The sequence below is a fragment of the Bacillus sp. PK6-013 genome, from assembly GCF_054161445.1.
The window spans coordinates 1,092,797-1,116,218 of record NZ_CP096417.1 but is presented as its reverse complement, the minus strand read 5'-3'; the positions used below and the strand labels follow the sequence as shown (position 1 = coordinate 1,116,218).

The window sequence follows — 23,422 nt, the reverse complement described above, 5'->3', positions numbered from 1 at the left end:
TTTTTTATGATTGCGTCATCCATTTTGGCTTTCCGAAACCGGCGAATTCCCGATCGATCGCATCTTCGAAAGCTTTGGATTTTACCGCTTCTTTGAGATCTTTGGCGAATGGCTTGTCTTTGTTTTTTTCATCCACTACCACTTGATTGCGGTAGCGGTCAGGCATGTTCTCAAGCGCCAGCGCGTCCTGCAACTTCATATTAGCGGAGAGAGCGAAATTACCCGGGACAGCCGCGATATCCAGGTCATCGACCGCTCTTGGAAGATTGGCAGATTCAAGCTGTTTAAATGTCAGCTTTTTCGGATTTTCCGCAATATCCCGCACAGAGGCTTTCAATGTGTCGACATCGCTTTTCAGCCGAATCAGCCCCTGATCCTGGAGCGTTAAAAATGCCCTGGCGGCATTGGCCGGATCGTTTGGAACAGCCACTTCCGCCCCGTTTTTGACATCGTTCAAGTCGTTATATTTGGCAGAATAGAGACCCATCGGAGCGGTCGGCACAGAAATGAGTGCAGCAAGATGTTTATTGTTTTCTTGATTGTATGATTTCATAAAAACCTCATGTTGAAACAAATTGGCGTCGAGTTCGCCTTCGCTTAACGCCGTGTTCGGCTGTACATAGTCGGTGAATTCGACCACTTCAACTTTGTAGCCTTTTTTCTCAAGTTCAGGCTGAATCGCTTTTTTGACCATATCGTAATACGGTCCTGCAGTAGCGCCTATTTTGATCGTTTTACCATCGCTTTCGGCATTGTTTCCGCATGCGGTCAGAAGCGCCATGCTCAAGGCCAGTCCCAGCACGGAAGTCCATTTTAATATCTTGTTCATGTATATCTCCTCCTCCAAAATAAAAAAAACTCTTTCAGCGCCTGAAAGAGTTGTTCAACTTATCTTTCAGAATGCGCCTGACATTCTGCTGGATTTAGCACCTTGCTCTGCTGCAGGTTGCTGAGATTTCGCCGGGCCAGTCCCTCCATCTCTCTTTATAAGCTGCATATTCAGTTTTTTAAATGATTTCTTTATTTTAAGTTTGAATATTTAGATTTGCAAGAAGTTTTTTGGTATAAACATTTTTTTCTTTTTAAGCTAAAATATAGTTATCAAACACGAAAGGAGACGAATCATGGAATCTATCATGCTGATCGGGTTTTTATCCTTTATTTTTTCCATCTGCTACCTTGTATTTCATTTGATCAGAAGAATCTTTTCTCCAGGCAAAAGGTTTTCCAGAAAACTCTTTTATCCTTGTTTTGCAGGCGGACTTCTCCTCCTGATCATCTCTGCGCCTTATTACAGTGAGGAAACATATGCCGTCGATGAGACAAAAACAGAGGACCTGACAACCGAGCTTCAGGAACTGAAAACTGAACACAGCGCTGTACAAAAGGAGCAAACCGCATTAAAGCAGCAGCTCAATCAAGCAAACGAAAAACTGAAGGCAGCCAAAACGGAGAATGACACATTAAAAAAAGAAAACGAAAAACTGACAAAAGAAAAAGACTCGCTTACGAAAAAAACAAAATCGCTGTCAGAAAAACTGGCTAAGGCTGAAGAAAAAAGCGGCAGTACCGAAGCCACTGTAAAAGAAAAGAACGCCACCGCTCAGGCCGGAACGTCACACAGCGCGCCCTCCCCTAAGAAAAACAGCGGTGAAAGCAAACAAGAGTGCAAAATCAAAGGAAGCGTCAACCATATTTATCATACACCAGGAAGTACATATTATGACCGCACGAAAAACGTCGCCCGCTGGTTCTGCACAGAACAGGAGGCGCGTGATGCGGGGTACAGACCTCCGAAACGTTAAAAAAGCCGGCATACCGCCGGCTTTTTTCTTAAAGCTCTCTTCTTAATGCTGTCAGCACGTTCGTTCTTGTCGCTTTAATGGCCGGGTTCAGGCCTGAAAGAATGGCGACGCCTGCACTGATCAAGGTCGCGATAAGGACAAGACTGACCGGAATGTACGAGAAGGTGATGCTGAAGTCTGCCGCACTCGCTCCTCCTTCTGAAACCGATGATAAAATAGGTGGTATAATCTTGTTCACTAAAAAGCTGACACCGTATGAAATGATAACACCTAAAACAGATCCTAAGATGCCGATATAGGCGCTTTCCAGCAGGAACATTTTCCGGATCACGTTCGGGCTCGCCCCGATCGCTTTCATAATGCCGATCTCCTGCGTCCGCTCTGTAACCGCCATTGTCATCGTGTTGAAAATGCCGATCGCTGAAATCAAAACGGCAATGACTCCGACAAAGATCAGACCGATTTTAAAAGCCATGAAAAAAAGATTGATGCTTTCGAGTTTTTTCGTTATTGAATCGACGTAGTAGCCTTCATCCTCCAAATCTGTTGTCAGCTGTCCGACATGTTCAAAATTATCCGCGTAAACCGAAAGCTTTTTTTCGATCGTGCCGTTGTCTTTGTCCGCCTTCAGAAATCCGGTGATGTCTTTTTGCATGTCGTTGCTGACATAGACTGTTGAATCGCTTGCCCATTCATAAGAAGGTTTTTTCGTCACTCCGACAACTTTCAGATCATATGTTTTCGCTTTCCCTTCTTCTCCTGTTTTTTCATCCATTTTTGAGATCTTTAATTCAATTGTTTTGCCGAGAATATCTTCTGCGTATCCTTTTGGTTCTTTTACTTCCTCAGCATTATTTTCCATCTGTTTTTCATAATCTTGGGCTTCTTTTTTCGTCCAGAGATTCTTCCCAAAATGGTAGCCGACGACGATTTCATTCGGTGTTTTCGCTACGCGGCCGCGATCGAGTTTGATATTGGCTTTTTGTTCAGCGGCCATGTCAGTAATCGTGATATTCGACATTTGATTGTTTGTCCTGTTGCCCAACTTTGCTTCAGCAGGTGCGAACACCTGCGTGCGCTCGATAATCGCGGACACATCTTTGCGATTTTCGAATTCTTTCAAGTCTTTCTTTTGAACTTTCTGATCGCTTTGCCCTTCTTTTCCGACAACATTTATCTCAGTCACGATTTGCTCTTTCATCAGCTGTTCAGTCAGCGATTTTTGCAGGCCGAACCCGACCGATGCGAGCACGATTAAGAATGCGCAGGCCACCGTTGTTGCGAGAATGGTCATGAATACACGCAGGCGGTTTTTCTTCATATTTCTTCTAATGAACTTCAACTGATCCTTAAACTTCAACAGTCTCTTCCCCTTTCTCTAACACGCCGTCAGATAACTGAAATTTCGTTTTGGCGATCGATGCCACCTCGTCATCGTGCGTGATGATGACGAATGTAATACCGCGCTCCCTGTTCAGCTGCCGAATGAATTCGAGGATTTCTTGTTCTGTTTCGGAGTCCAGGCTTCCGGTCGGCTCGTCGGCTAAAATGATTGACGGATTCAAAATCAAAGCGCGGGCGATGCTGACGCGCTGCTGCTGTCCGCCTGAAAGCTCATTCGGATAGTGTCCAGCGTGGTTTTCAAGGCCGACGCGGTGAAGCATCTCATTGACGCGCTGCTTCCGCTCAGACGGATGAACACCTTTTAAAGTCAGAGGCAGTTCGATGTTTTCGTAAGTCGTCAAGCTCGGAATCAGCTGAAAACTTTGAAAGATGAAGCCGAAATGTTCAAGCCTGAATGCCGCCCATTCTTTTTCGCTGTACTTTGTGACATCCGTACCGTCAATGACGATCTTACCTTTTGTCGGGGCGATATAGCCGGAAATCAAGTTCAACAGCGTCGATTTTCCGGAACCGCTCCGTCCGACAATGCAGGCGATTTCGCCTTTTTCAACGGTAAGCGAGACATCCTTTAACACTTTAATTTCATTTTCCCTCCCCTTTTTACCGACTTTAAATGAGTGGTGAATATGCTCTACACTGATCATTTGTAAATCTCCTCTCCATTATGGATTACAGCTGTTTTATTTTTTTGAAAATCAAGAAGTAACTGATTAAGAATCCGACTGCCGAACCGATCAACATACCGAAGATATAGCTGAACAGGCTAGAAGAAGTGGCTGCGCCGAATCCCCAGATGCCAAATAAAATCACGAGAATTTGAATCGGGCGATCCATTTTTCTCCAGAGAAAAAAATGTCCGTTCCGTTCAAGCTGCTGTTTGATAAAGCAAAAATAGCCGATTATATAAAACAAGATCCCCATGACCAGCGGAATCAACAGCGTAAAGGCCAAGCCGCCGTTATGGACGCCGAAACCGTCGAGGTACACAATCGGCGTTATATAATTTAAAAAATATGAATCCTGAGAAAATAAAGCAGAATTAACCCCAAAGAAACTCATGATAATCTGCAAGTTTGCCATCGGAAGGCCGATCAGCAAATAAGGCAGAATCGACGTTGAAAAAGCAACAATCATCTGGGCCAGCGGATTGCCGGTCATCGCGCCCGCCGCCATGACAAGCGAGTAGACCATAAAGCAGAATATGACCGATCCGATAAAATACTCGTGAAAGTTGACGACGTCAACCTTATACAAAACAACTAAGGCATAAGATAACAAGTAAGATAATAGCTGGGCTGTTAAAAGAATTGTAATACCCAAGAAATATTTCGTATTGAAAATGATGCCTCGCCTATAAGGGAGCCCGAGTGTGAAATCAAGCGTTCCTCTGCTCCGTTCAAACCCGATCTGGCTGAGTGCAAGCGCGACTCCGCCAATCCAGAACATTCTCATGACCCCGCTTATCTCATAATCTTTATATAAAACGCACTCTATATCGGGAAATTTTTTCTGTTCCGCAAGACATCCTTGATACTGAAAATAATCATTTAAAATCGAAAACGGTTCACTCAGCATCACCGCTGCAAACACAACTAAAAAAATCCAGAAATGCTGTTTCCACTCTTTATATAAAAGTCCGCGGTCTACCATCTTCGCTTACCTCCATACTTCGCGATGAATACTTCCTCAAGACTGACCGGAAGCTCGTTCCAAACTTTCGGAGACAAACTTTTTAGAAATTGTTTGCTCACATCGTCTGCTTTCGGAATCAACACCGTATAAAACACGCCGGTGTGATCCAAAACAGGGATTTCCCTTTCCCTGATTTTCAAATTGACATCTTCTTCAAATGCCATTTGGATTTTAATAAAATCGCCTTTCAGTTCATCAAGATCCATGATGTTCGACAATGTATTGTCTTCGAGAAAACCGATTCGGTTGCACATTCTTTCAATATCCTCAAGCCGGTGGGATGTGATGAGAATCGTCGTGTTGTTTTCAGCCACTTCATCGACCATCAGCTGGAGAACATCTTGTCTTGTGACGGCATCAATGCCGTCTGTCGGCTCATCAAGCAGGATGACCGCCGGCCGGATCGCAAATGACAAAATCAGCGACATTTGCTTTTTCAATCCTGTAGACAATTCCCTGTACTTTTTTGTTTCGGGAATATCGTAGCGGTTCATTAATTCATTCGCATATGTAACATCAAAGTCAGGATAAATGTTACGCAAAATATTGACGAGCTGTTTGTAATTGTATTTTTCGAAATAGGTGTTTTGAACGGGCATATAGACAATATTGCGCTTGACGAGCGGATGGTCCTTCACCTTGACGCTGCCGAAGTAGATGTCTCCGTCATCAGGCAGCAGGATTTGCTGAATCAGGCGGAGAAGCGTTGTTTTCCCTGAGCCGTTTCTGCCGAGCAGTCCGAAAATCTCTCCTTCCTCAAGCTTAAAGGAGATGTTTTTGAGTATTTGTTTTCCCTCAATTGTTTTTGACACAGATTTGAGCTCAATCATTCACTTCGCCTCCTCTCACTTCTTCGGCGATTTCCGCCATCCACTCCTGCAGCTTTTTAGTGTCGATCCCAGCGTAATGCGCATCGATGATCAGCTGCTTTAACTGCTCTTTAATCATCGCAATCTTCCCTTCATCAAGCGTAACTTTCGCGTTTTCTGAAATATACGTTCCTCTCCCCCTCAACGTTTCAATAATTCCTTCCCGTTCAAGTTCTTTATAGGCTTTGCTGACAGTGTTCGGGTTCGCAATGATAATAGTTGCAAGCTCTCTGACAGAAGGAAGTTTATCTCCAGGCTTGATTATCCCTTTTAAGCAAAGCTCTTTCATCTGCTGGATGATCTGCTCATAGATCGGGGTTGAGCTTCTCGGATCGATTTGAATCATCTATCTCCCTTCTTTCTCGTTCAATCTCAGGTCATTCACTTTTAAAAAAACACGTATCCCAAATTTTCTTGAATTATAAAGCCCAGCTTCGCAAGAACAAACAAGAACGAACAGGCAATGATAAACGCCACGACCACCATCGGCGTTACTTTTTTATGTTTATCACTCATGAGAATTGCTCCTTTACATGTGTGTGTTAATTGTATTACTCGATATAGTACACCTAATACATTAAATACATCGTCCTTTTTTGTCAATCACTTTTTTTCAAAAAAATGAACCCTTTCAAAAAGGGTTCATCTTTCATACGATCTCTGCAGAATCATATTGTTTTGAAGGGTTTGCAGCTGAAGCCTTTGGCGGTGAATTTCCTCCCTTTGTTGCTCATTGGCAAACAGCGAAAGCTTGTTTAATTCATTGACCGCGTTTTCAAGCATCAGCTGCGCATCGCTGTACTCTGTCTCATTGTAATGTTCCTGCCTGCTCGCAGTTTCAAATTGAGATAAAGCATAATCATAAGCATCTTCGCTTCTTTGGATGTGCTCTCCGACGGATTGTCTTGTAGCCAAAGAAAACCCCTCCTTAATGGAAAAATCCATCGTGATTAGTTTGGCCATCACAGCCGTGATCATTGAAGAAAATAATTGGGAATCGGTTTGTTCTTATCGTGTTTATTTGCTACAATTTTAGGATGCGTAATACTAAAAGGAGGTCCTTTTGTTTGCATCAAAACAACCCTTTTCCATATACGAACAGTGAAAAACGATATCATACATGGAATTATCATTTACGAAATCATTTCGGTCATAAAGTGTTTAAAGTCGCCCTTGACGGAGGCTTTGACTGCCCGAATCGCGACGGCACGGTCGCACACGGCGGATGCACATTTTGCAGCGCCGCAGGGAGCGGAGACTTTGCGGGAAACCGAGCCGACGATCTGCTGACCCAATTTAATGAAGTCCGCGACAGAATGCATGAAAAATGGAAAGACGGCAAATACATGGCGTACTTTCAAGCATTTACGAATACGCACGCTCCTGTCAGCGTTCTTCGCGAAAAATACGAAACGGTCCTCGGCCTCGACGGCGTAGTCGGCCTTTCAATCGCAACCCGGCCGGACTGTCTTCCTGACGATGTTGTCGAATATCTTGCCGAGCTTAATGAACGAACATACCTCTGGGTGGAACTCGGCCTTCAGACCGTTCATGAACGGACGGCTGATTTGATCAACCGCGCCCATGATTTCGACTGCTATGTGGAAGGCGTGAACAAGCTGAGGAAACACGGTATCCGCGTCTGCTCTCACATCATTAACGGGCTGCCTCTCGAAGACCGCGGCATGATGATGAAAACCGCAAAAGCGGTCGCCGATTTGGATGTGCAGGGGATTAAAATCCATCTGCTTCACCTGTTAAAGGGAACGCCAATGGTGAAGCAGTATGAAAAAGGAAAATTAACGTTCCTTTCGCAAGATGATTATGTCCAGCTTGTTTGCGATCAGCTTGAAATTCTTCCGCCGGAAATGATCATTCACCGGATTACGGGTGACGGACCGATCGAATTGATGGTCGGACCGATGTGGAGCGTCAATAAATGGGAAGTCTTAAATGCCATCAATGGAGAACTGGAAAGGCGCGGCAGCTATCAGGGGAAATGGTTCAACAAAGAGAAAGAAGGCATCGCCACATGAAGCTCAAGAAGATCCTCCCGTATGCGAAAGAACTGCTGAAAACAGCCGCAGGCGAAGGAGACATCGTCATTGATGCGACAATGGGAAACGGACATGATACGTATTTTTTAGCAGAACTTGTCGGTGAAAACGGACATGTCTATGCCTTTGATATTCAAGAAACAGCTCTTATGAATACTGCCGAAAGACTTGGAAACGAGTACAAAGACCGGGTGACATTGATTCAAAAAAGCCATGATGAGCTCATCACTTCGCTTCCTGACGACATCTCAGGCAAGGTGGCAGCAGCCGTGTTTAACCTCGGGTATCTTCCGGGAAGCGACAAATCGGTGACGACAAAAAGCGATTCAACCATCGCCAGCATCAAGCAGCTTCTCAAAATCCTGAAACATGAGGGGCTGATCGTTCTGGTCGTCTACCATGGCCATCTCGAAGGAAAGCGGGAAAAGGACGCCCTGCTCGAATTTTGCACATCACTCGACCAAGATACTGCCCGCGCCCTCTGTTACCAATATTTAAACCAGCGAAACGATCCGCCTTTTATCATTGCGATTGAAAAGAAAATAGCGGCTCAAAAATGATATCTTGAAAATCCTCCATTAGGAGGATTTTTTTCATCCAAACATAATGTAAGCGATATCAAAATAAAATATAAGAAATTTTTCGCAATTTTCTAAAAAGAAAAGGTGTTTCACTCTTTGTCACGAAATTATTGAAAACTCATGTAAAATACGGAGGGATTTCGCTTTGAAAAAATTTATCGCTTATCAAATTTTGATCGCACTCGCCATTGGAGCAGTGATCGGACACTTTTTCCCTGATTTCGGAATGGCGCTGCGCCCCGTCGGAGACGGATTTATCCGCTTGATTAAAATGATCGTCGTTCCGATCGTTTTTTCTACAATCGTCATCGGAGCGGCCGGAAGCGGAAGCATGAAAAAAATGGGCAGTCTCGGCATCAAGACGATTATTTGGTTTGAAGTGATTACGACGTTCGTGCTCGGACTCGGGCTGCTTTTGGCTAATGTGCTAAAGCCCGGCGTCGGCCTTGACCTCTCCCATTTGGCCAAAAAAGATATCGGCGAGCTCTCAGGCTACACGGAAAAAGTGGTCGATCTTAAACAAATGATCCTCGATATTATTCCTACCAACATCGTTGACGTCATGGCCAGAAATGATTTGCTTGCCGTGATCTTCTTTGCGATATTGTTCGGCGTCGCAGCTGCCGGGATCGGCAAAGCCTCAGAGCCTGTCATGAAATTTTTTGAGTCTGTTGCCAATATCATGTTCAAACTGACGCAGATGGTTATGGTCACAGCCCCTATCGGCGTGCTTGCTCTTATGGCCGCATCCGTCGGGCAATACGGCATCGAACTCCTGCTTCCTATGTTAAAATTAGTCGGCACTGTTTTTCTCGGACTGTTTCTCGTTCTTTTTGTTTTATTTCCGATCGTCGGTCTTATTTTTAAAATTAAATACTTCGAAGTCCTGAAAATGATTTGGGATTTGTTTCTGATCGCGTTCTCCACTACGAGCACAGAAACAGTCTTGCCGCAGCTGATGGACCGCATGGAGAAATACGGCTGCCCAAAACGGGTCGTTTCCTTTGTGGTTCCTTCAGGCTTATCGCTGAATTGTGACGGCTCCAGCCTATATTTATCTGTCGCTTGTATCTTTTTGGTGCAGGCTTTCAATATAGACATGAGCATTTCACAGCAATTGCTCATGATGCTCGTGCTAGTGATGACAAGCAAAGGGATCGCCGCCGTTCCATCTGGCTCGCTCGTCGTCCTTCTGGCTACCGCCAACGCAGTCGGCCTTCCCGCTGAAGGAGTCGCGATTATCGCGGGAGTGGACCGCGTGATGGACATGGCGCGAACAGGCGTGAACGTGCCGGGTCATGCTGTCGCCTGCATCGTTGTTTCAAAATGGGAAAAAAGCTTCCGGTATAATAAGCGTTTTGTACTTGAAAAACAATACCGGATGGAAAGCTTGTAAACAGCAAAAGCTCAAGCCGATGAACGGTTTGAGCTTTTCTTTACGAGCTTTTCATCCACGGCATTTTTTGAATTTTGCGGTAGGCCCTTCCGTTGATATAGAAGAAGTAGGAAGTTTTTCCGCTCGCTTTAATAAGGCGCTTCGCCAGCCGGCCGATTTCCTTTTGACCCGCGACCTTATCGTCTGATAAATAAACACCCAGAAGACCTCTGTTGATCAAACGGTGAAAGTTTTCGTGCGGAATCCCGCGCAAATGTTCATCCGCCATTTCAATGAAATATTCGAGCCTTTCCATCATATCTGAATGTGATGGGTAATACGTGCAGAAATTCAAATCTCCGCCGATTAAGTCTTCCTCCTGGTCAATTAAATAATCGAGCAGGATGTGCAGTCCCTGTATGTACGGAAAATAGCTGTCGCGGATCTTTCCGGCCATCGATTCAGTAAAATCGGAACGGACGGAATACGATACGAGGCAGAAGATGCCGAGCGTTGAACCCGCACAGGCTGAGAACTCGTACCATTCCATTTTCGGCAAGGCCGATCTATAATTCTCAAACCACGCTTCGAGCCGGGGGACACGCTCATGCTCCACAACGTGTTTATGAACTTGCAGATCGCAGTAATAGCTGCAAAGCTCAAGCAGGTGCTGCTTGATCAAATCATAGTTCTCAATTTCCGCAAGCACGTCTTGGCACGTTTTCACTAAGTCGTGCAAATAGCCTTGATCATCCTGGTCTTCCCTGAACCGGTAATAGTTCTTCAATTCAGCCCCGACGGTCAGCGCGTCTTTCATTGACTGATGAAGCATGGAAAAATCATCCGGGTCAAGCGAGGTGCTCCGGTCGCATAGATTGTCGAGATAGTCGCTTATCGTCTGATACGCCGTAATAAACCGGATCGACTGCTCGATTTTGTCGCCTGAAAGGAGGGCCATAATGCCGCCGCCTTCACAGTGAAAGGTTTTATCCCTGATGCTGGCTTTCGCCTGCGTTTTCAGCTCGGGATTTTGAATCGTTTCAGCTTTTCGTTTCCACTTGTCCAACTCCTGATGAACAAGGGGAAAAACTTCTCTGTATACTTTAGCCATTAATCCAAAAGGATGCTCCGGTACTGCCAAAGAATGCACCTCCATTATGTCATATACTGTTCCACAAACGCTCTGGCCGCTTTAAAAACGTCTTCCCGCTCAGGCTCATTAAAAATTTCGTGGTATAAGCCCTCCCATTCCCTGTACGTCTTATTGTGAGAAGCAAGCTCGTTAAACCACTTGACGACCATTTTTTTGTCGACAAGCCAGTCTGTGCCCGCCTGCATGACAAAGAGCGGGATGTTGAGAAAGGCGTCCGTCGGCTCCATCGCGCTTTTCAACGCTTTTAACATTTCTTGATACCATCTGACAGAAACTTTTGTGATATATAATGAATCGTTGATGTCCATTTCGATGACTTCTTTGTTTCTCGTCGCTTTATCAGGCGTGATCCCGGATTCAAACCGCATGGACGGAGCCAAAACGTTGAGCCCTTTGGAAATCCAGTCCAAAAATTTGTTCGGCTTTAATTGCAGCCCGAGACAAGGGGATGATAAAATGAGACCGGCAATGCCGCTTTGCTGCTGCTTAAACCACTCGATCGCGATCAGGCCGCCCATGCTGTGCCCGAGCATAAATACAGGCAGTTCAAATGCTTTCGCCCTGGCGACCCATTTGTCCACTTCATCAATATATTCTTGAAACGAGCGTATATGTCCTCTTTCTCTTGTCGAAGTTCCCTGTCCGGGCAAATCCCCCATGACGACATTAAACCCGGATGAACGCCACATTTCGGACAGCCATTTATACCGCCCGTGATGCTCACATGCACCGTGAATGATGACGATTGAAGCAACAGGTCTTTCCGCTTCCATGCACCACATGCTGACCACCTCACACAATTTTATAAATGAAAGGATGAAACCTATGATCTACCCTTATAAAAAAACGGAACCCGTTATTCATGAAACGGCGTTTATCGCCGACAACGCGGTCATCACCGGAGATGTAACAATCGGAGAGCAATCAAGCATCTGGTTCTCTTCGGTTATCCGCGGCGATGTCGCCCCGGTCAGGATCGGAAAAGGCGTGAACATTCAAGACCTTTCCTGCCTGCACCAAAGCCCTGAGCGCCCTCTTGTGATTGAAGACGGTGTGACGGTAGGCCATCAGGTTACACTGCACAGCTCCGTGATACGAAAGCATGCCCTTATCGGAATGGGGTCGGTTATTCTTGACGAAGCGGAAGTCGGGGAAGGCGCTTTTATCGGGGCAGGCAGTCTTGTCCCGCCTGGCAAAAAGATCCCGGCCGGGCACCTCGCATTCGGCAGGCCCGCTAAAGTCATCCGCCCGTTAACTGACAAGGATAAACAGGAAATGGAAAGAATTCGCAAAGAATATATTGAAAAAGGACAATACTACAAATCCTTGCAAAAAAAAGATTAGCTTTGCTACAACTTTACCATTTTTTCACCGATAATTTAAGCAATAACCTTTTCGGCCGCACGCGTCTGCGGCTTTTTTCTTTTCCGAAATCTTTACAAATACTTATCATTTGCTAAACATTCATTTTTTACAATAAACATGAAGCAGCCATTCATGTAAAGGGGGTTATGACATTTGAATAAACTGATGGTCGGCATCTACAACTTTGAATGCCGGGTCTTCCTCGGTATGAACAGCTTATTTCACCAAAAAGCACTAAACCGTTACTTTCGTTCCTCAACACATCTGGGAGGGGCATTCTGCACGATTTCCGCTTGCCTGTCTCTCTTGCTGTTCGGATCCGGAAGTGTTCGTACAGCGGGGATCGCCAGCGCCATTGCACTTTTGGTCAGCCACCTTCAAGTCATGCTGATCAAAAAGCTGTATCCAAGAAAGCGGCCGTATTTAACGCTAAAGGAAACACAGGTTTTGCAAAATCCGCTCAAGGATCATTCTTTTCCATCCGGCCATACGACCGCGGCATTTTCCATCATTACACCGCTAATGATATTCTTTCCGATACTCGCGCTTTTATTAATTCCGGTAGGCATCAGTGTGGGACTCTCCAGAATTTATCTCGGTCTTCATTATCCTTCGGATGTTCTGGCAGGCACGGCCCTCGGGATATCAGTCGGAACTTTGTCGGCGCTGGTCTTCTAAGCCGGCCGTTTCTTCCAAAGCGTCACTGATTTTTCACATCACAAACAGGAGGGGAAACGATGAAAATTGCGATATTTACGGACACTTTTACACCGGATGTGAACGGATGCGCCAGAACGCTGAAAAGGTATACGGATTATCTTGAAAAAAACGGGATGTCCTATAAAGTATTTGCGCCGGAAAGCACGCATGAAACACAATTTTCGAGCCGCATCCGCCGTTTTACGAGCATGCCGTTCTTCTTATACCCCGAGTGCAGAATCGCTCTTCCTAATCTCATCAAAATGAAATCAGAACTCCGCGAATTCAATCCCGATCTCATTCACATCGCGACTCCTTTTAATATCGGCCTAGCAGGGCTCAAGCTTGCGAAGAAATGGAACATCCCTGTCGTAGGCTCTTACCATACCGATTTTGACCAGTACCTTTCATATTATGATCTTCAAATGTTTTCCAAACTATTATGGAAATATATGCACTGGTTTCATAAAGATTTTCGAAGAATTTTTGTCCCTTCGCGCGAAACGTTTATGCAGCTCAAAGCCAAACAATTCAGGAACCTCTCCATCTGGAAGCGCGGCGTGGACTGCTCGCTGTTCAGTCCGGCGCATCAAACCGAACACATCCGCAAGCGATACGGCATAAAGGAAACCTATATCCTCAGCTATGTCGGAAGGCTTGCACCTGAGAAAGATTTGGAGACGCTGCTCAAGATCGCAAGTCACCCCAATTTGAAAGATGGCGTCCACTGGCTGATCGCGGGAGACGGCCCGTTAAAAAAAGAGCTTGAGAAGCGGGCTCCCCTCAATATGACTTTTGCCGGCTATGTCAAAGGAGAAGAGCTGGCAAGCATTTATGCAAGCTCAGATTTGTTCGTCTTTCCTTCTCCGACGGAAACCTTCGGAAATTCCGCGCTTGAAGCGCTCGCCTGCGGGACGCCTGTTATCGGGGCAGATTCCGGCGGCCTGAAAGACTTTATACAAAACGGAAGAAACGGTTTTCTTTCCGAACCTGGAAATCCGGATGCATTCACCGAAAATATATTGCGCGTCCTCTCCAATGTGCCGTTAAAAAAACGGATGTCATACGATGCGAGAAGCTATGCCCTTACCCAGTCGTGGGAAGTGATTTTTGACAATCTCTTCTCCGAATGTGAACGTGTGCTAGCAGATTTATCAGCTGAAAAACCGGCATAAAAAAAGAAGGTTTTCGATTAACGAAAACCTTCTTTTTTGACTTAAACGATAATGACTTCTTTTGGCTGATGGTTCAGTTCTTCCGGTACAAAGCGCTTTTCAACGAAAATGCTGTGCCAGATCATAAAGATGAGAACCGTCCAGATTTTGCGGCTGTTATCCGCTTTGTTGGCGCAGTGGTCTTCAAGAAGCTGAAGCACGTAATCTTTATGGATATATGCGTCTGTCTCGCTCTCTTTAATGATGTTCACGGCCCAGTCATGCATTTCGTTTTTCAGCCAGTGGCGGATCGGCACAGGGAACCCTAGCTTTTTGCGGTTTAAGACATGATCTGGAACGATGCCTTCCGCCGCTTTTCTAAGCAGATATTTTGTCGTGCCGTTTTTCGTTTTCAGCTCTTCCGGAATTTTGGAAGCCGCTTCAAATACGACTTTGTCCAAAAACGGAACGCGGAGTTCCAGTGAATTGGCCATCGTCATTTTGTCGGCCTTCAGCAAAATGTCACCGCGCATCCATGTGTGGATATCGACATACTGCATTTTGTTAATTTCGCTGTAGGACTTGCTTTCTTCAAAATATGGCTTTGTCACGTCACAGTAAGAGAGGTTGCTGTCATACTGGCGAAGAAGTTTTGATTTCATGCCTTCTTCAAAAATCTTTGCGTTGCCGATATATCTCTCTTCAAGAGGTGTACAGCCCCTCATTAAAAAGCTTTTCCCTTTCATTCCTTCCGGCATCGCTGAAGCTACGTGCAGAAGCATCTTTTTCAGCGGGGACGGAATTCGTTCAAACGGCTTTAATGAAAGCGGCTCCCGGTAAATATTGTAACCGCCGAACAGCTCATCTGCTCCTTCTCCGGACAAAACAACCGTAACTTGCTTCTTCGCTTCCTTCGCGACAAAATACAAAGGAATTGCAGCAGGGTCTGCCAACGGATCATCCAGATGCCAGACGATCTTTGGAAGCTCGTTCATATATTCTTCAGGGGAAATGATCGCGCTGAAGTTCTCCACGCCGACCCTATCAGCGGTTTCTTTCGCAACGTCAACTTCGCTGAAGCCTTCATGTTCAAAGCCGACAGAGAACGTTTTTAAGTTGGGATGAAATTGCTTCGCCACCGACACGATAAAAGAAGAGTCGATGCCTCCGGAAAGGAAGGAACCTACAGGCACATCGCTTCGCATATGGACTTTTACGGAATCAAAGATCGCGTCTCTTACTTCCTGAACAAGCTTGTCTTCTTCGGTCTGAACAGGCTTGAATTGAACTTTCCAGTATGTTTTAAATTGAATATCCTCGCCCGGGCGGACAGTAAACTGATGGCCCGGTTCTACTTTTTGCACCTTTTTGTCAAGCGTCTCAGGCTCTGGTACAAATTGGAATGACGTATACTGCTGAAGCGCTTTTTCATTCAATTCCAAATCGGCATCAACAGCCATCAGGCTCTTTCTTTCTGACGCAAAATAAACATGGCCGTCCGTTTTCGTAAAATAGAGCGGCTTAATGCCGAACGGATCGCGCGCTCCGTATAGGAGCTGTTCTTTTTTATCCCAGATTAAAAAAGCAAACATTCCGCGCAGCTTGGAAGCAGCTTCCTGTTTGTAGTGGCGGTAAGTCGCAAGCAAAACTTCCGTATCTGAATCGGTTTTGAACTCGTATCCTTTTGAAATAAGTTCGTCTTTCAGTTCTATATAGTTATAGATTTCTCCATTAAAAATAATCCAATAGGAATCATCTTCATAAGACAGAGGCTGTCCTCCGTTTTCCACATCGATGATGCTGAGCCTTCTAAATCCGAAGCCTACATGCTCATCATGATAGTACCCATCATCGTCCGGACCGCGGTGTACAATCATTTCATTCATTTGTTTAATCAGTTCTTCCTGGGCTGCTGTCTCGGATGATGGGCGATGATTGAATACCCCTACAAATCCACACATAGTATTGCCTCCGATTTTTTAAATTTCGTGCAGAAATCAAAGTCTGCTTCTTGATTAGACAAGTGTTTAAAGAAAAACGTTTCACATCCGCCCGCTTTTTGCCATCGAAAAACAAAGCCGCTTATGAAAGCGGCTATGCGGTTGTTATTCTCCTAATGCATCTTTCTTCAGCTGATCTGCTTTGTCTGTGCGCTCCCAAGGCAGATCGAGGTCGAGGCGGCCGAAATGTCCGTAAGCTGCCGTTTGTTTGTAAATCGGACGGCGAAGATCGAGCATTTTAATAATGCCGGCAGGTCTTAGATCAAAGTTTTTGCGAACCACTTCGATCAATGTTTCTTCACTGGCTTTGCCTGTACCGAATGTATCGATTGAAATGGATACCGGCTGTGCGACACCGATCGCGTAGGCAAGCTGCACTTCACAGGAATCAGCAAGGCCTGCGGCGACGATATTTTTCGCTACATATCTCGCAGCATAAGCTGCAGATCTATCAACCTTTGTCGCATCCTTACCGGAAAACGCTCCGCCGCCGTGACGGGCATATCCGCCATAGGTGTCAACGATGATTTTGCGTCCTGTTAAACCGGCATCCCCCTGCGGTCCTCCGATAACAAAACGGCCCGTAGGATTAATGAAGTACTTCGTGTTTTCATCGATCAGCTCTTTTGGCACTACCGGGTTGATGACATGCTCTTTCAGATTGCGCTGAATTTGTTCAAGCGAAATCTCAGGGTGATGCTGAGTCGAAATGACAATTGTATCGATGCGAATCGGCTTGTTGTTCTCATCATACTCAACAGTTACCTGTGTCTTTCCGTCCGGACGAAGATACGGCAGAATTTCCTCTTTGCGGACTTCTGTCAAACGGCGAGACAATTTATGAGCAAGCGAAATCGGCAGAGGCATAAGTTCCTTTGTTTCGTTGCAGGCAAAACCGAACATTAAACCTTGGTCTCCGGCTCCGATCGCTTCAATTTCAGCGTCGCTCATTGCTCCTTCACGCGCTTCAAGCGCCTGGTCGACTCCCATTGCAATATCTGGCGACTGTTCATCTATAGACGTTAAGACCGCGCAAGTTTCGGCATCAAAACCGTATTTTGCACGTGTGTAGCCAATTTCTTTAATCGTTTCGCGGACTGTTTTCGGAATATCGACGTAAGTGGACGTCGTGATTTCACCGCTTACCAGCACCAATCCGGTTGTCACAGATGTTTCACAGGCAACGCGGGCATTCGGATCTTTCTTTAAAATTTCGTCTAATATACTATCCGAAATCTGGTCGCAAATTTTGTCCGGATGTCCCTCCGTAACTGACTCTGATGTAAATAACCGACGGTTTTTGCTCATTTATGTTTCCTCCTGTATATGAAGATCAGCCGTGATCTTAAGTATGATACGGATCTCGTCCCTCTTGATTATATGACGATACTCGGGCTTCATACGCTCTCGTTTTGAAACAATTTCCATATGCTATTCTTGACGAGATTCTAAGTCAAAATTCCTCTTAATAGAATTTTTCCTGACTGGCTGCCCGGCTAGACCTTTCACGTCCTGTGAAAAACGCCCAGTACCTTCCTCCTGCTTGATACTCGGCTAAAACCTTTCACGTCCTGTGAAAAACGCCGAGTACCTTCCTCCTGAAGGCAGTTTTTTTAGCAATTTTTGGATCTCAATTTATGCAATAAAAAAACCTTTTCCTATTCGCTGAGGAAAGGGTCTGGTATTGCGTGCCTTTCACTCTTATCGCTCAAGGTATTGAACACCTTGCATCAGGTTAGCACCGTAGTTGTCTCAGAAACTGTTTTTTTCCATTAATAAGAGAAACCGGTTGCTGGGTTTCATTGGGCCTGTCCCTCCACCAGCTCGGGATAAGAGTATCCGCTCAATGAAATATCTTATCTTAAAATGGCTTGTTATGTCAATATCGGCCGCAATAAATTTAAACTTGTCTTTCGAGAAAAAACCCGAACGAAAAATGAAGAAACGGTATAGACTATAAGAGTAAATGTGTTATACTAATTCTACATTAATGTTATACACATTAAAAAACACGCAAAGGAAGGTTTTTTATGAATTCTGTAGATTTAACAACTGACTTACAAACGTTATTAATGGGCGAAAACGTTCAGCTGAACTTATCCGTTCCCCTTTTGGTTGAAAAAGTCCTTGAACGCAAAGAAGGAGTCTTAACATCTTCCGGAGCCGTGCGGGCTACAACCGGTACATACACCGGCCGCTCGCCAAAAGACAAATTCATTGTGGAAGAAGCGAGCACAAAGGACAAAATCGATTGGGGCGCAGTAAACCAGCCGATTTCAGAATCCGCCTTTGACCGGCTGTACACAAAAGTGCTCAGCTATTTAAAGGAACGCGATGAATTGTATGTATTTGAAGGGTTTGCAGGAGCAGACGAAAAATACCGGCTTCCGATTACAGTTGTCAACGAGTTCGCCTGGCACAACCTGTTTGCAAGACAGTTGTTCATCAGACCTGAAGAACATGATAAAAAACCTGAAGAACAGCCGTTTACGATTCTTTCCGCTCCGCATTTCAAAGCCGATCCGCTCATTGACGGGACCAGATCTGAAACATTTATCATCGTGTCGTTTGAAAAGCGTACGATTTTAATCGGAGGCACCGAATATGCCGGCGAGATGAAAAAATCGATTTTTTCTATTATGAATTATCTTCTTCCTGAACAAAACATTTTACCGATGCACTGTTCGGCAAACATTGGCGAGGAAGGCGGAACAGCTCTCTTCTTCGGATTGTCAGGCACAGGAAAAACGACGCTTTCCGCCGATCCGAAACGGAAGCTGATCGGTGACGACGAACACGGCTGGTCCAGCACAGGCGTTTTCAACATTGAAGGAGGCTGCTACGCCAAGTGCATTAACTTAAGCAAAGAAAAAGAACCGCAGATTTACAATGCGATCCGCTTCGGTTCCGTTCTTGAAAATGTCGTGGTTGACGGCAAAACCGGGGAGCCGGACTATTCCGACGCATTCTATACGGAAAACACGAGAGCGGCTTACCCGATTGATGCGATTGACAACATCGTCAAGCCGAGCATCGCAGCACACCCGCAGACCATTGTATTTCTGACGGCAGATGCTTTCGGCGTGCTTCCTCCGATCAGCAAGTTAACGAAAGAACAAGCCATGTATCATTTCCTGAGCGGATATACAAGCAAGCTCGCCGGCACCGAACGCGGGATCACCGCTCCTGAAGCCACATTCTCGACCTGCTTCGGTTCCCCGTTCCTTCCGCTCCCTGCACATGTGTACGCTGAAATGCTCGGAAGAAAAATCGATGAACACGGCGTCAGCGTCTTTCTCGTCAATACAGGCTGGACCGGCGGCGGATACGGAACAGGGGAAAGAATGAGCCTCGCTTATACGAGAGCGATGGTTCAGGCTGCGATAGAAGGAGAACTGGATAACGCCGAAATGAAGACTGACCGCATTTTCGGACTTCATTCACCGGTCCATGTTCCGGGTGTGCCTGATCAAGTGCTTGACCCGGCTAAAACTTGGACAGATGAAAACGATTACGAGGAAAAAGCGATCCACTTGGCGAATGCATTCAAAAAGAATTTCAAAAAATTCTCTAATACCGAAAACATTGAAAAAGCCGGAGGACCGCTCGTATAACTCAACCCGCTTGCAGCAGCGCAGGTATTCTGCGCTGCTGCAGTTTATTAAAAATCCGCTTCGCCTGTCAGCGGCCGATGCCATTTTCTGGACAATGATTAAAACGACAATCAAGCACGGCCTGTGATAAAACGCTTCCAATTCGCGGCTGTTATTATTTGAAAATACAGACTTTTTTTATTTTTAACAAAAGAAATCTTTCATATGATAATATGATAAAAACATTTGTATATATCAGGAGGACACATCTATGAAATTTGGATTACTGCCGAGAATTATGACGGCAATTGTTCTTGGTGTTATCGTCGGAAGCTTTGCTCCGCTTTGGTTTGTCAAAACAGCCGCTACTTTCAATGATATTTTTGGAAACTTCATTAAATTCGTCATTCCTTTTATTATTATCGCTTTTATTATTCCCGGCATCGGACAAATCGGCCGCGGCGCCGGAAAAATCCTTGGCATTACAGCAGGTATCGCCTACACGTCAACCATTTTTGCCGGCCTCCTGGCGTACCTTGTCGGATCAAATCTTCTCCCCGCGATCATTTCCGGCCATCAGCTGCAGGAATTTAAAAATCCGGAAGAAGTTTTGCAAGCAGGATTTTTCACCATTGAAATGACGCCGTTTATGAGCGTGATGAGCGCACTGATTTTTGCTTTCATCATGGGAATCGGAATCGCTTATCTGCCCGGAAAAACATTAAAAAACGCATTCGATGAATTTCAAACGATCGTTGAAAAGCTGATATCATATATTATTATTCCGTTACTGCCTGTTCATATTTTCGGTATTTTCACCAATATGACGTTCGGCGGTCAGGTGCAGACAATCTTATCCGTATTTGCTAAAGTTTTCGTGATGATTATCGTGCTTCACCTCGTCATACTTTTGATTCAGTACTCCGTTGCGGGCGCTGCAAACGGCAGAAATCCGCTGTCGCTGTTGAAAATCGTGGCGCCGGCATACTTCACTGCGCTCGGCACACAATCGTCAGCGGCAACGATTCCCGTCACGTTGAGACAAGTCAGAAAAACGGGAGCAAGCCAAAAAGTGGCTGACTTCGCCGTTCCGCTCCTGGCCAATATTCATTTGTCAGGTAGCACGATTACACTGACGAGCTGTGCAATGGGCGTAATGATTCTAAACGGTCAAACACCGACTTTTTCGATCATGATGCCGTTCATTTTAATGCTTGGCGTCACAATGGTCGCAGCGCCCGGTGCCCCGGGGGGTGCCGTTATGGCCGCGGCCGGACTGCTGCAGTCGATGCTCGGCTTTAATGAAACCAGCGTATCATTGATGATCGCACTTTACCTTGCTCAGGACAGCTTGGGTACAGCAACGAACGTGACAGGAGACGGCGCTCTCACCATGCTGATTCACAGGCTGACTTCCAAAAAAGGAATCGGAAAAGAGGAAGATGTGCCTGCATAATACAGAAAAGCCAAGGACGCTATCCGCGCCTTGGCTTTCTTTAATTCGTCGAATTTAATGATACGAGCCTGTATGTTAAATGAGTCCGTCCGTCTGACCATTCAAGGCGCTCCGCCTGCGCGGTGCCGGTAATGTCGCCCCGCTTAGTCTTTCTGACTTCAAGCGGCACATGAAGAGGGTAAACCCGATAACCTTCTTTTTCAAGTGTAAACACATTTTCCTCAACCCGTGTTTCTTTTCCTTTTGTCACAATCATTGTATTAAATTCAACTGGCATTCCCACCTAAAGTCCCCCTCCTTTTCTCTTTTCTTTTAGTTTACCATAACTTGTCCAAGGCCGGCTTTTCATCCATTGAGACAATTCTCTTACAATCCGCCTATTTTCCCGCGGAGGAAAATAGTGGGTATATCGACTGAAATACCACGTATCCACAGACTTGTTTCTTTGCAGAAGTTCGCGTTCTAGACGCCGCGCATGCTCGATGGAGACATTTTCATCGTTTGCTCCGTGGATCAAAAGCACGGGCGCTTCGATCTTCTCCAGCTCGTCAAAAGGCGTCCTCCATTCGTACGCTTCAGGAACCTTTTCAGGCGTCCCGCCGATGACCCGCTTCATCATCCGCCGCAAATCTTTGCGTTCGCGATAGGTCATAACCATATCGCTGACACCGCCCCAAGACACAAACGAAGCTGCAGCTTCTTTCATTTCGATTGCCGTTAAGATACCCATGATCCCGCCGCGGGAAAAGCCAAAAATGTGTACGCGTCCATCTTTTACCAGGTCATGCTTCTGCAGAAGACGAAAAGCGGCAAAAGCATCTTCCCGGTCATCACCCGCAAAGTCTTCATCGCCTTCTCCTCCTTGATTGCCTCTGTAAAACGGAGCAAGAACGACAAAGCCCTGTGAAGCGAACTGGACGATTCGGCCCGGTCTGACAATCCCGACGTTTTTAATTCCGCCGCGCAAATACAAAAATCCGTCATAATGTCCGGGAGCGGCCGGTTCCGCCAAGAGCCCCTTAACCTTGAGTCCTTGTGAAAGGTATGTGACGGAAAACAGACGCACCTTTTTGTTCGGCGATGGAAACCTTCTTTTTTCTAACCACATTCGTCACGTCACCTCTTTTTTAATCCGCAGCTGCCCCTCACACCTGTTTAGTATATAACATAAACTATTTTATGCCGAAAATAACCGAAATCAAAGGAGGGAAATCGGTTTGAAGCGTTTCTTTTTTACCATATTATCCTTCATTATGATGCTGTTTATCCTCGCGTCATGCGGCGGTCAAAAGCCCGAAAAGATCCGTCTCGCGGAAGTGACCCGTTCCGTTTTCTATACGCCTTTATATATCGCCTTGTCTGAAGGTTTGTTTAAAGAAGAAGGCCTTGATGTTGAACTGAAAACGACATGGGGTGGAGATAAAACGATGACTGCCCTTCTGTCAAACGGTGCCGATATTGCGCTTGTCGGCTCGGAAACGTCAATATACGTGAATGCCCAGGGCGCAAGCGATCCGGTGATTAATTTTGCACAGCTTACCCAGACGGACGGAACATTCCTCGTCGCCAGGAACGATGCGGGGCATTTCAGCTGGGATGATTTGAAAAACAAAACGTTCCTTGGCCAGCGCAAAGGCGGAATGCCGCAGATGGCGGGCGAATTTGTCCTGAAACAGAAAGGCATTGATCCCAAAAAGGATGTGGACCTGATCCAAACGATTGATTTCGCGAATATCGCAAACAGCTTTGCATCTGGTACAGGCGATTATGTTCAATTATTTGAACCCCAGGCCTCCATTTTTGAAAGAGAAGGCATCGGCCGCATTGTCGCCTCCTTCGGAAAAGAATCGGGCCGAATTCCATATACGACATTCATGGCTAAACAAAGCTACTTAACAAAAAACGAAGAAGCGGTCGAAAAGTTCACCCGCGCGGTTTACAAAGCCCAGCAGTGGGTAGAGACGCACTCTGCAAAAGAAGCTGCCGAAAGCATTCAAGATTATTTTAAAGATACCGAGCTTTCAATCATTGAATCTTCAATCGAACGGTATAAACAACAACGGTCTTTTGCCCTTGAGCCTGTTTTGGCTGAAAAAGAATGGAACCAGCTTCAAACCATCATGGATGAAGCCGGCGAGCTGCCGAAGCGCACCCCTCATCAAGAGCTGGTCAATACAAGGATCGCCGAAAAGGTCACAAAAAATCACTAGGAGGTGGCC

24 protein-coding genes and 2 riboswitches are annotated in these 23,422 nt (G+C 45.7%); of the genes, 10 read left to right on the top strand and 14 right to left on the bottom strand.

All coding sequences use genetic code 11. The features are described 5' to 3' along the window. Positions 1 to 4: 4 nt before the first annotated feature. Positions 5 to 829, bottom strand: coding sequence for a MetQ/NlpA family ABC transporter substrate-binding protein (locus M1E03_RS05685; RefSeq protein WP_458110717.1), 825 nt, complete (start codon positions 827 to 829; stop codon positions 5 to 7). A gap of 56 nt (positions 830 to 885) precedes the next feature. Then, positions 886 to 993, bottom strand: a riboswitch (SAM riboswitch). A gap of 131 nt (positions 994 to 1,124) precedes the next feature. Here M1E03_RS05685 and M1E03_RS05680 point away from each other — a divergent pair. Next, positions 1,125 to 1,805 carry a sunset domain-containing protein gene (locus tag M1E03_RS05680; protein ID WP_020452656.1) on the top strand — a complete coding sequence of 227 codons (681 nt, stop codon included), beginning with the start codon at positions 1,125 to 1,127 and terminating at the stop codon, positions 1,803 to 1,805. Positions 1,806 to 1,833: 28 nt separating this feature from the next. Here the strand turns inward: M1E03_RS05680 and M1E03_RS05675 are convergent, their stop codons facing one another. The 7 genes from M1E03_RS05675 to M1E03_RS05645 form a co-directional block, all read right to left on the bottom strand. Beyond that, a complete protein-coding gene (locus tag M1E03_RS05675) occupies positions 1,834 to 3,165 on the bottom strand; it encodes an ABC transporter permease (RefSeq protein WP_026579037.1) in 1,332 nt (443 codons plus the stop codon). Further along, the gene (locus M1E03_RS05670) at positions 3,155 to 3,853 is read right to left on the bottom strand and encodes an ABC transporter ATP-binding protein (protein WP_035338160.1); all 699 of its coding nucleotides are present in this window, start codon (positions 3,851 to 3,853) and stop codon (positions 3,155 to 3,157) included. Before M1E03_RS05670 ends, M1E03_RS05675 begins: the two co-directional genes overlap by 11 nt. 25 nt (positions 3,854 to 3,878) lie before the next feature. Then, the gene (locus tag M1E03_RS05665; RefSeq protein ID WP_128823570.1) at positions 3,879 to 4,859 is read right to left on the bottom strand and encodes an ABC transporter permease subunit; all 981 of its coding nucleotides are present in this window, start codon (positions 4,857 to 4,859) and stop codon (positions 3,879 to 3,881) included. Next, the gene (locus M1E03_RS05660; protein WP_146873347.1) at positions 4,853 to 5,731 is read right to left on the bottom strand and encodes an ATP-binding cassette domain-containing protein; all 879 of its coding nucleotides are present in this window, start codon (positions 5,729 to 5,731) and stop codon (positions 4,853 to 4,855) included. The genes M1E03_RS05665 and M1E03_RS05660 overlap by 7 nt, the downstream gene beginning before the upstream one ends. Next, positions 5,724 to 6,116 carry a GntR family transcriptional regulator gene (locus M1E03_RS05655; protein WP_128823572.1) on the bottom strand — a complete coding sequence of 131 codons (393 nt, stop codon included), beginning with the start codon at positions 6,114 to 6,116 and terminating at the stop codon, positions 5,724 to 5,726. The genes M1E03_RS05660 and M1E03_RS05655 overlap by 8 nt, the downstream gene beginning before the upstream one ends. Positions 6,117 to 6,157: 41 nt before the next feature. Continuing rightward, positions 6,158 to 6,286: a hypothetical protein gene (locus tag M1E03_RS05650; protein ID WP_256164402.1), complete on the bottom strand. Its 129-nt coding sequence runs from the start codon at positions 6,284 to 6,286 to the stop codon at positions 6,158 to 6,160. A gap of 126 nt (positions 6,287 to 6,412) precedes the next feature. Continuing rightward, on the bottom strand, positions 6,413 to 6,685 hold the full coding sequence (locus tag M1E03_RS05645) for a YtzC family protein (RefSeq protein ID WP_146873345.1): 273 nt from the start codon (positions 6,683 to 6,685) through the stop codon (positions 6,413 to 6,415). Positions 6,686 to 6,837: 152 nt separating this feature from the next. Here M1E03_RS05645 and M1E03_RS05640 point away from each other — a divergent pair, with 152 nt between their 5' ends. From M1E03_RS05640 to gltP, 3 genes are all read left to right on the top strand, one after another. Continuing rightward, positions 6,838 to 7,806, top strand: a complete 969-nt coding sequence (locus M1E03_RS05640) for a TIGR01212 family radical SAM protein (protein WP_212110562.1) — start codon at positions 6,838 to 6,840, stop codon at positions 7,804 to 7,806. Continuing rightward, positions 7,803 to 8,387, top strand: a complete 585-nt coding sequence (locus tag M1E03_RS05635; RefSeq protein WP_212110561.1) for a class I SAM-dependent methyltransferase — start codon at positions 7,803 to 7,805, stop codon at positions 8,385 to 8,387. Before M1E03_RS05640 ends, M1E03_RS05635 begins: the two co-directional genes overlap by 4 nt. A 166-nt stretch (positions 8,388 to 8,553) precedes the next feature. Next, positions 8,554 to 9,804, top strand: coding sequence for a glutamate-aspartate/proton symporter GltP (gene gltP, locus M1E03_RS05630; protein ID WP_458110716.1), 1,251 nt, complete (start codon positions 8,554 to 8,556; stop codon positions 9,802 to 9,804). 40 nt (positions 9,805 to 9,844) lie between these two features. On the opposite strand, the gene M1E03_RS05625 is transcribed toward gltP, so the two are convergent. Then, positions 9,845 to 10,924: a tetraprenyl-beta-curcumene synthase family protein gene (locus M1E03_RS05625; protein WP_020452664.1), complete on the bottom strand. Its 1,080-nt coding sequence runs from the start codon at positions 10,922 to 10,924 to the stop codon at positions 9,845 to 9,847. Positions 10,925 to 10,938: 14 nt separating this feature from the next. Further along, complete coding sequence (locus M1E03_RS05620; protein ID WP_023855831.1) at positions 10,939 to 11,718, bottom strand: alpha/beta hydrolase; 780 nt, start codon at positions 11,716 to 11,718, stop codon at positions 10,939 to 10,941. Between the two features lie 43 nt (positions 11,719 to 11,761). Here M1E03_RS05620 and M1E03_RS05615 point away from each other — a divergent pair, with 43 nt between their 5' ends. The 3 genes from M1E03_RS05615 (at position 11,762) to M1E03_RS05605 (ending at position 14,175) form a co-directional block, all read left to right on the top strand. Further along, positions 11,762 to 12,280: a gamma carbonic anhydrase gene (locus M1E03_RS05615; protein WP_020452666.1), complete on the top strand. Its 519-nt coding sequence runs from the start codon at positions 11,762 to 11,764 to the stop codon at positions 12,278 to 12,280. Between the two features lie 174 nt (positions 12,281 to 12,454). Then, positions 12,455 to 12,979, top strand: a complete 525-nt coding sequence (locus tag M1E03_RS05610; RefSeq protein ID WP_026579034.1) for a phosphatase PAP2 family protein — start codon at positions 12,455 to 12,457, stop codon at positions 12,977 to 12,979. Positions 12,980 to 13,038: 59 nt separating this feature from the next. Beyond that, positions 13,039 to 14,175, top strand: coding sequence for a glycosyltransferase family 4 protein (locus M1E03_RS05605; RefSeq protein WP_026579033.1), 1,137 nt, complete (start codon positions 13,039 to 13,041; stop codon positions 14,173 to 14,175). Between the two features lie 41 nt (positions 14,176 to 14,216). On the opposite strand, the gene asnB is transcribed toward M1E03_RS05605, so the two are convergent. Beyond that, positions 14,217 to 16,115 (bottom strand): asparagine synthase (glutamine-hydrolyzing), encoded by a 1,899-nt coding sequence (asnB, locus tag M1E03_RS05600; RefSeq protein ID WP_023855828.1) that lies wholly within the window; start codon positions 16,113 to 16,115, stop codon positions 14,217 to 14,219. A 144-nt stretch (positions 16,116 to 16,259) separates the two neighbouring features. Then, the gene (metK, locus tag M1E03_RS05595; RefSeq protein WP_003184586.1) at positions 16,260 to 17,462 is read right to left on the bottom strand and encodes a methionine adenosyltransferase; all 1,203 of its coding nucleotides are present in this window, start codon (positions 17,460 to 17,462) and stop codon (positions 16,260 to 16,262) included. 390 nt (positions 17,463 to 17,852) lie between these two features. Beyond that, positions 17,853 to 17,990: riboswitch (SAM riboswitch) on the bottom strand. A 194-nt stretch (positions 17,991 to 18,184) separates the two neighbouring features. Between metK and pckA the strand changes: the two genes are divergently transcribed. Continuing rightward, positions 18,185 to 19,768, top strand: a complete 1,584-nt coding sequence (gene pckA, locus M1E03_RS05590) for a phosphoenolpyruvate carboxykinase (ATP) (RefSeq protein WP_458110715.1) — start codon at positions 18,185 to 18,187, stop codon at positions 19,766 to 19,768. Positions 19,769 to 20,018: 250 nt separating this feature from the next. Then, a complete protein-coding gene (locus tag M1E03_RS05585) occupies positions 20,019 to 21,203 on the top strand; it encodes a dicarboxylate/amino acid:cation symporter (protein WP_020452671.1) in 1,185 nt (394 codons plus the stop codon). Positions 21,204 to 21,243: 40 nt separating this feature from the next. On the opposite strand, the gene M1E03_RS05580 is transcribed toward M1E03_RS05585, so the two are convergent. Both M1E03_RS05580 and M1E03_RS05575 read right to left on the bottom strand, forming a co-directional pair. Next, on the bottom strand, positions 21,244 to 21,486 hold the full coding sequence (locus tag M1E03_RS05580) for a DUF2584 domain-containing protein (RefSeq protein WP_009329422.1): 243 nt from the start codon (positions 21,484 to 21,486) through the stop codon (positions 21,244 to 21,246). Next, positions 21,487 to 22,311 (bottom strand): alpha/beta hydrolase family protein, encoded by an 825-nt coding sequence (locus M1E03_RS05575; protein ID WP_458110714.1) that lies wholly within the window; start codon positions 22,309 to 22,311, stop codon positions 21,487 to 21,489. It abuts the gene before it with no gap. Positions 22,312 to 22,456: 145 nt separating this feature from the next. Here M1E03_RS05575 and M1E03_RS05570 point away from each other — a divergent pair, with 145 nt between their 5' ends. Beyond that, the gene (locus M1E03_RS05570) at positions 22,457 to 23,413 is read left to right on the top strand and encodes an ABC transporter substrate-binding protein (protein WP_043054601.1); all 957 of its coding nucleotides are present in this window, start codon (positions 22,457 to 22,459) and stop codon (positions 23,411 to 23,413) included. The last annotated feature ends 9 nt before the right edge of the window (positions 23,414 to 23,422 follow it).

Excerpts from the sequence above, each read along its gene's own strand:
- M1E03_RS05680 (WP_020452656.1), top strand. The coding sequence starts at position 1,125 with ATGGAATCTATCATGCTGATCGGGTTTTTATCCTTTATTTTTTCCATC.
- M1E03_RS05660 (WP_146873347.1), bottom strand. The coding sequence starts at position 5,731 with ATGATTGAGCTCAAATCTGTGTCAAAAACAATTGAGGGAAAACAAATA.
- M1E03_RS05685 (WP_458110717.1), bottom strand. The coding sequence starts at position 829 with ATGAACAAGATATTAAAATGGACTTCCGTGCTGGGACTGGCCTTGAGC.
- M1E03_RS05655 (WP_128823572.1), bottom strand. The coding sequence starts at position 6,116 with ATGATTCAAATCGATCCGAGAAGCTCAACCCCGATCTATGAGCAGATC.
- M1E03_RS05635 (WP_212110561.1), top strand. The coding sequence starts at position 7,803 with ATGAAGCTCAAGAAGATCCTCCCGTATGCGAAAGAACTGCTGAAAACA.
- M1E03_RS05570 (WP_043054601.1), top strand. The coding sequence starts at position 22,457 with ATGATGCTGTTTATCCTCGCGTCATGCGGCGGTCAAAAGCCCGAAAAG.
- M1E03_RS05620 (WP_023855831.1), bottom strand. The coding sequence starts at position 11,718 with ATGTGGTGCATGGAAGCGGAAAGACCTGTTGCTTCAATCGTCATCATT.
- M1E03_RS05575 (WP_458110714.1), bottom strand. The coding sequence starts at position 22,311 with ATGTGGTTAGAAAAAAGAAGGTTTCCATCGCCGAACAAAAAGGTGCGT.
- asnB (WP_023855828.1), bottom strand. The coding sequence starts at position 16,115 with ATGTGTGGATTTGTAGGGGTATTCAATCATCGCCCATCATCCGAGACA.
- M1E03_RS05650 (WP_256164402.1), bottom strand. The coding sequence starts at position 6,286 with ATGAGTGATAAACATAAAAAAGTAACGCCGATGGTGGTCGTGGCGTTT.
- M1E03_RS05615 (WP_020452666.1), top strand. The coding sequence starts at position 11,762 with ATGATCTACCCTTATAAAAAAACGGAACCCGTTATTCATGAAACGGCG.
- M1E03_RS05665 (WP_128823570.1), bottom strand. The coding sequence starts at position 4,859 with ATGGTAGACCGCGGACTTTTATATAAAGAGTGGAAACAGCATTTCTGG.
- metK (WP_003184586.1), bottom strand. The coding sequence starts at position 17,462 with ATGAGCAAAAACCGTCGGTTATTTACATCAGAGTCAGTTACGGAGGGA.
- M1E03_RS05585 (WP_020452671.1), top strand. The coding sequence starts at position 20,019 with ATGAAATTTGGATTACTGCCGAGAATTATGACGGCAATTGTTCTTGGT.
- M1E03_RS05605 (WP_026579033.1), top strand. The coding sequence starts at position 13,039 with ATGAAAATTGCGATATTTACGGACACTTTTACACCGGATGTGAACGGA.
- M1E03_RS05670 (WP_035338160.1), bottom strand. The coding sequence starts at position 3,853 with ATGATCAGTGTAGAGCATATTCACCACTCATTTAAAGTCGGTAAAAAG.
- pckA (WP_458110715.1), top strand. The coding sequence starts at position 18,185 with ATGAATTCTGTAGATTTAACAACTGACTTACAAACGTTATTAATGGGC.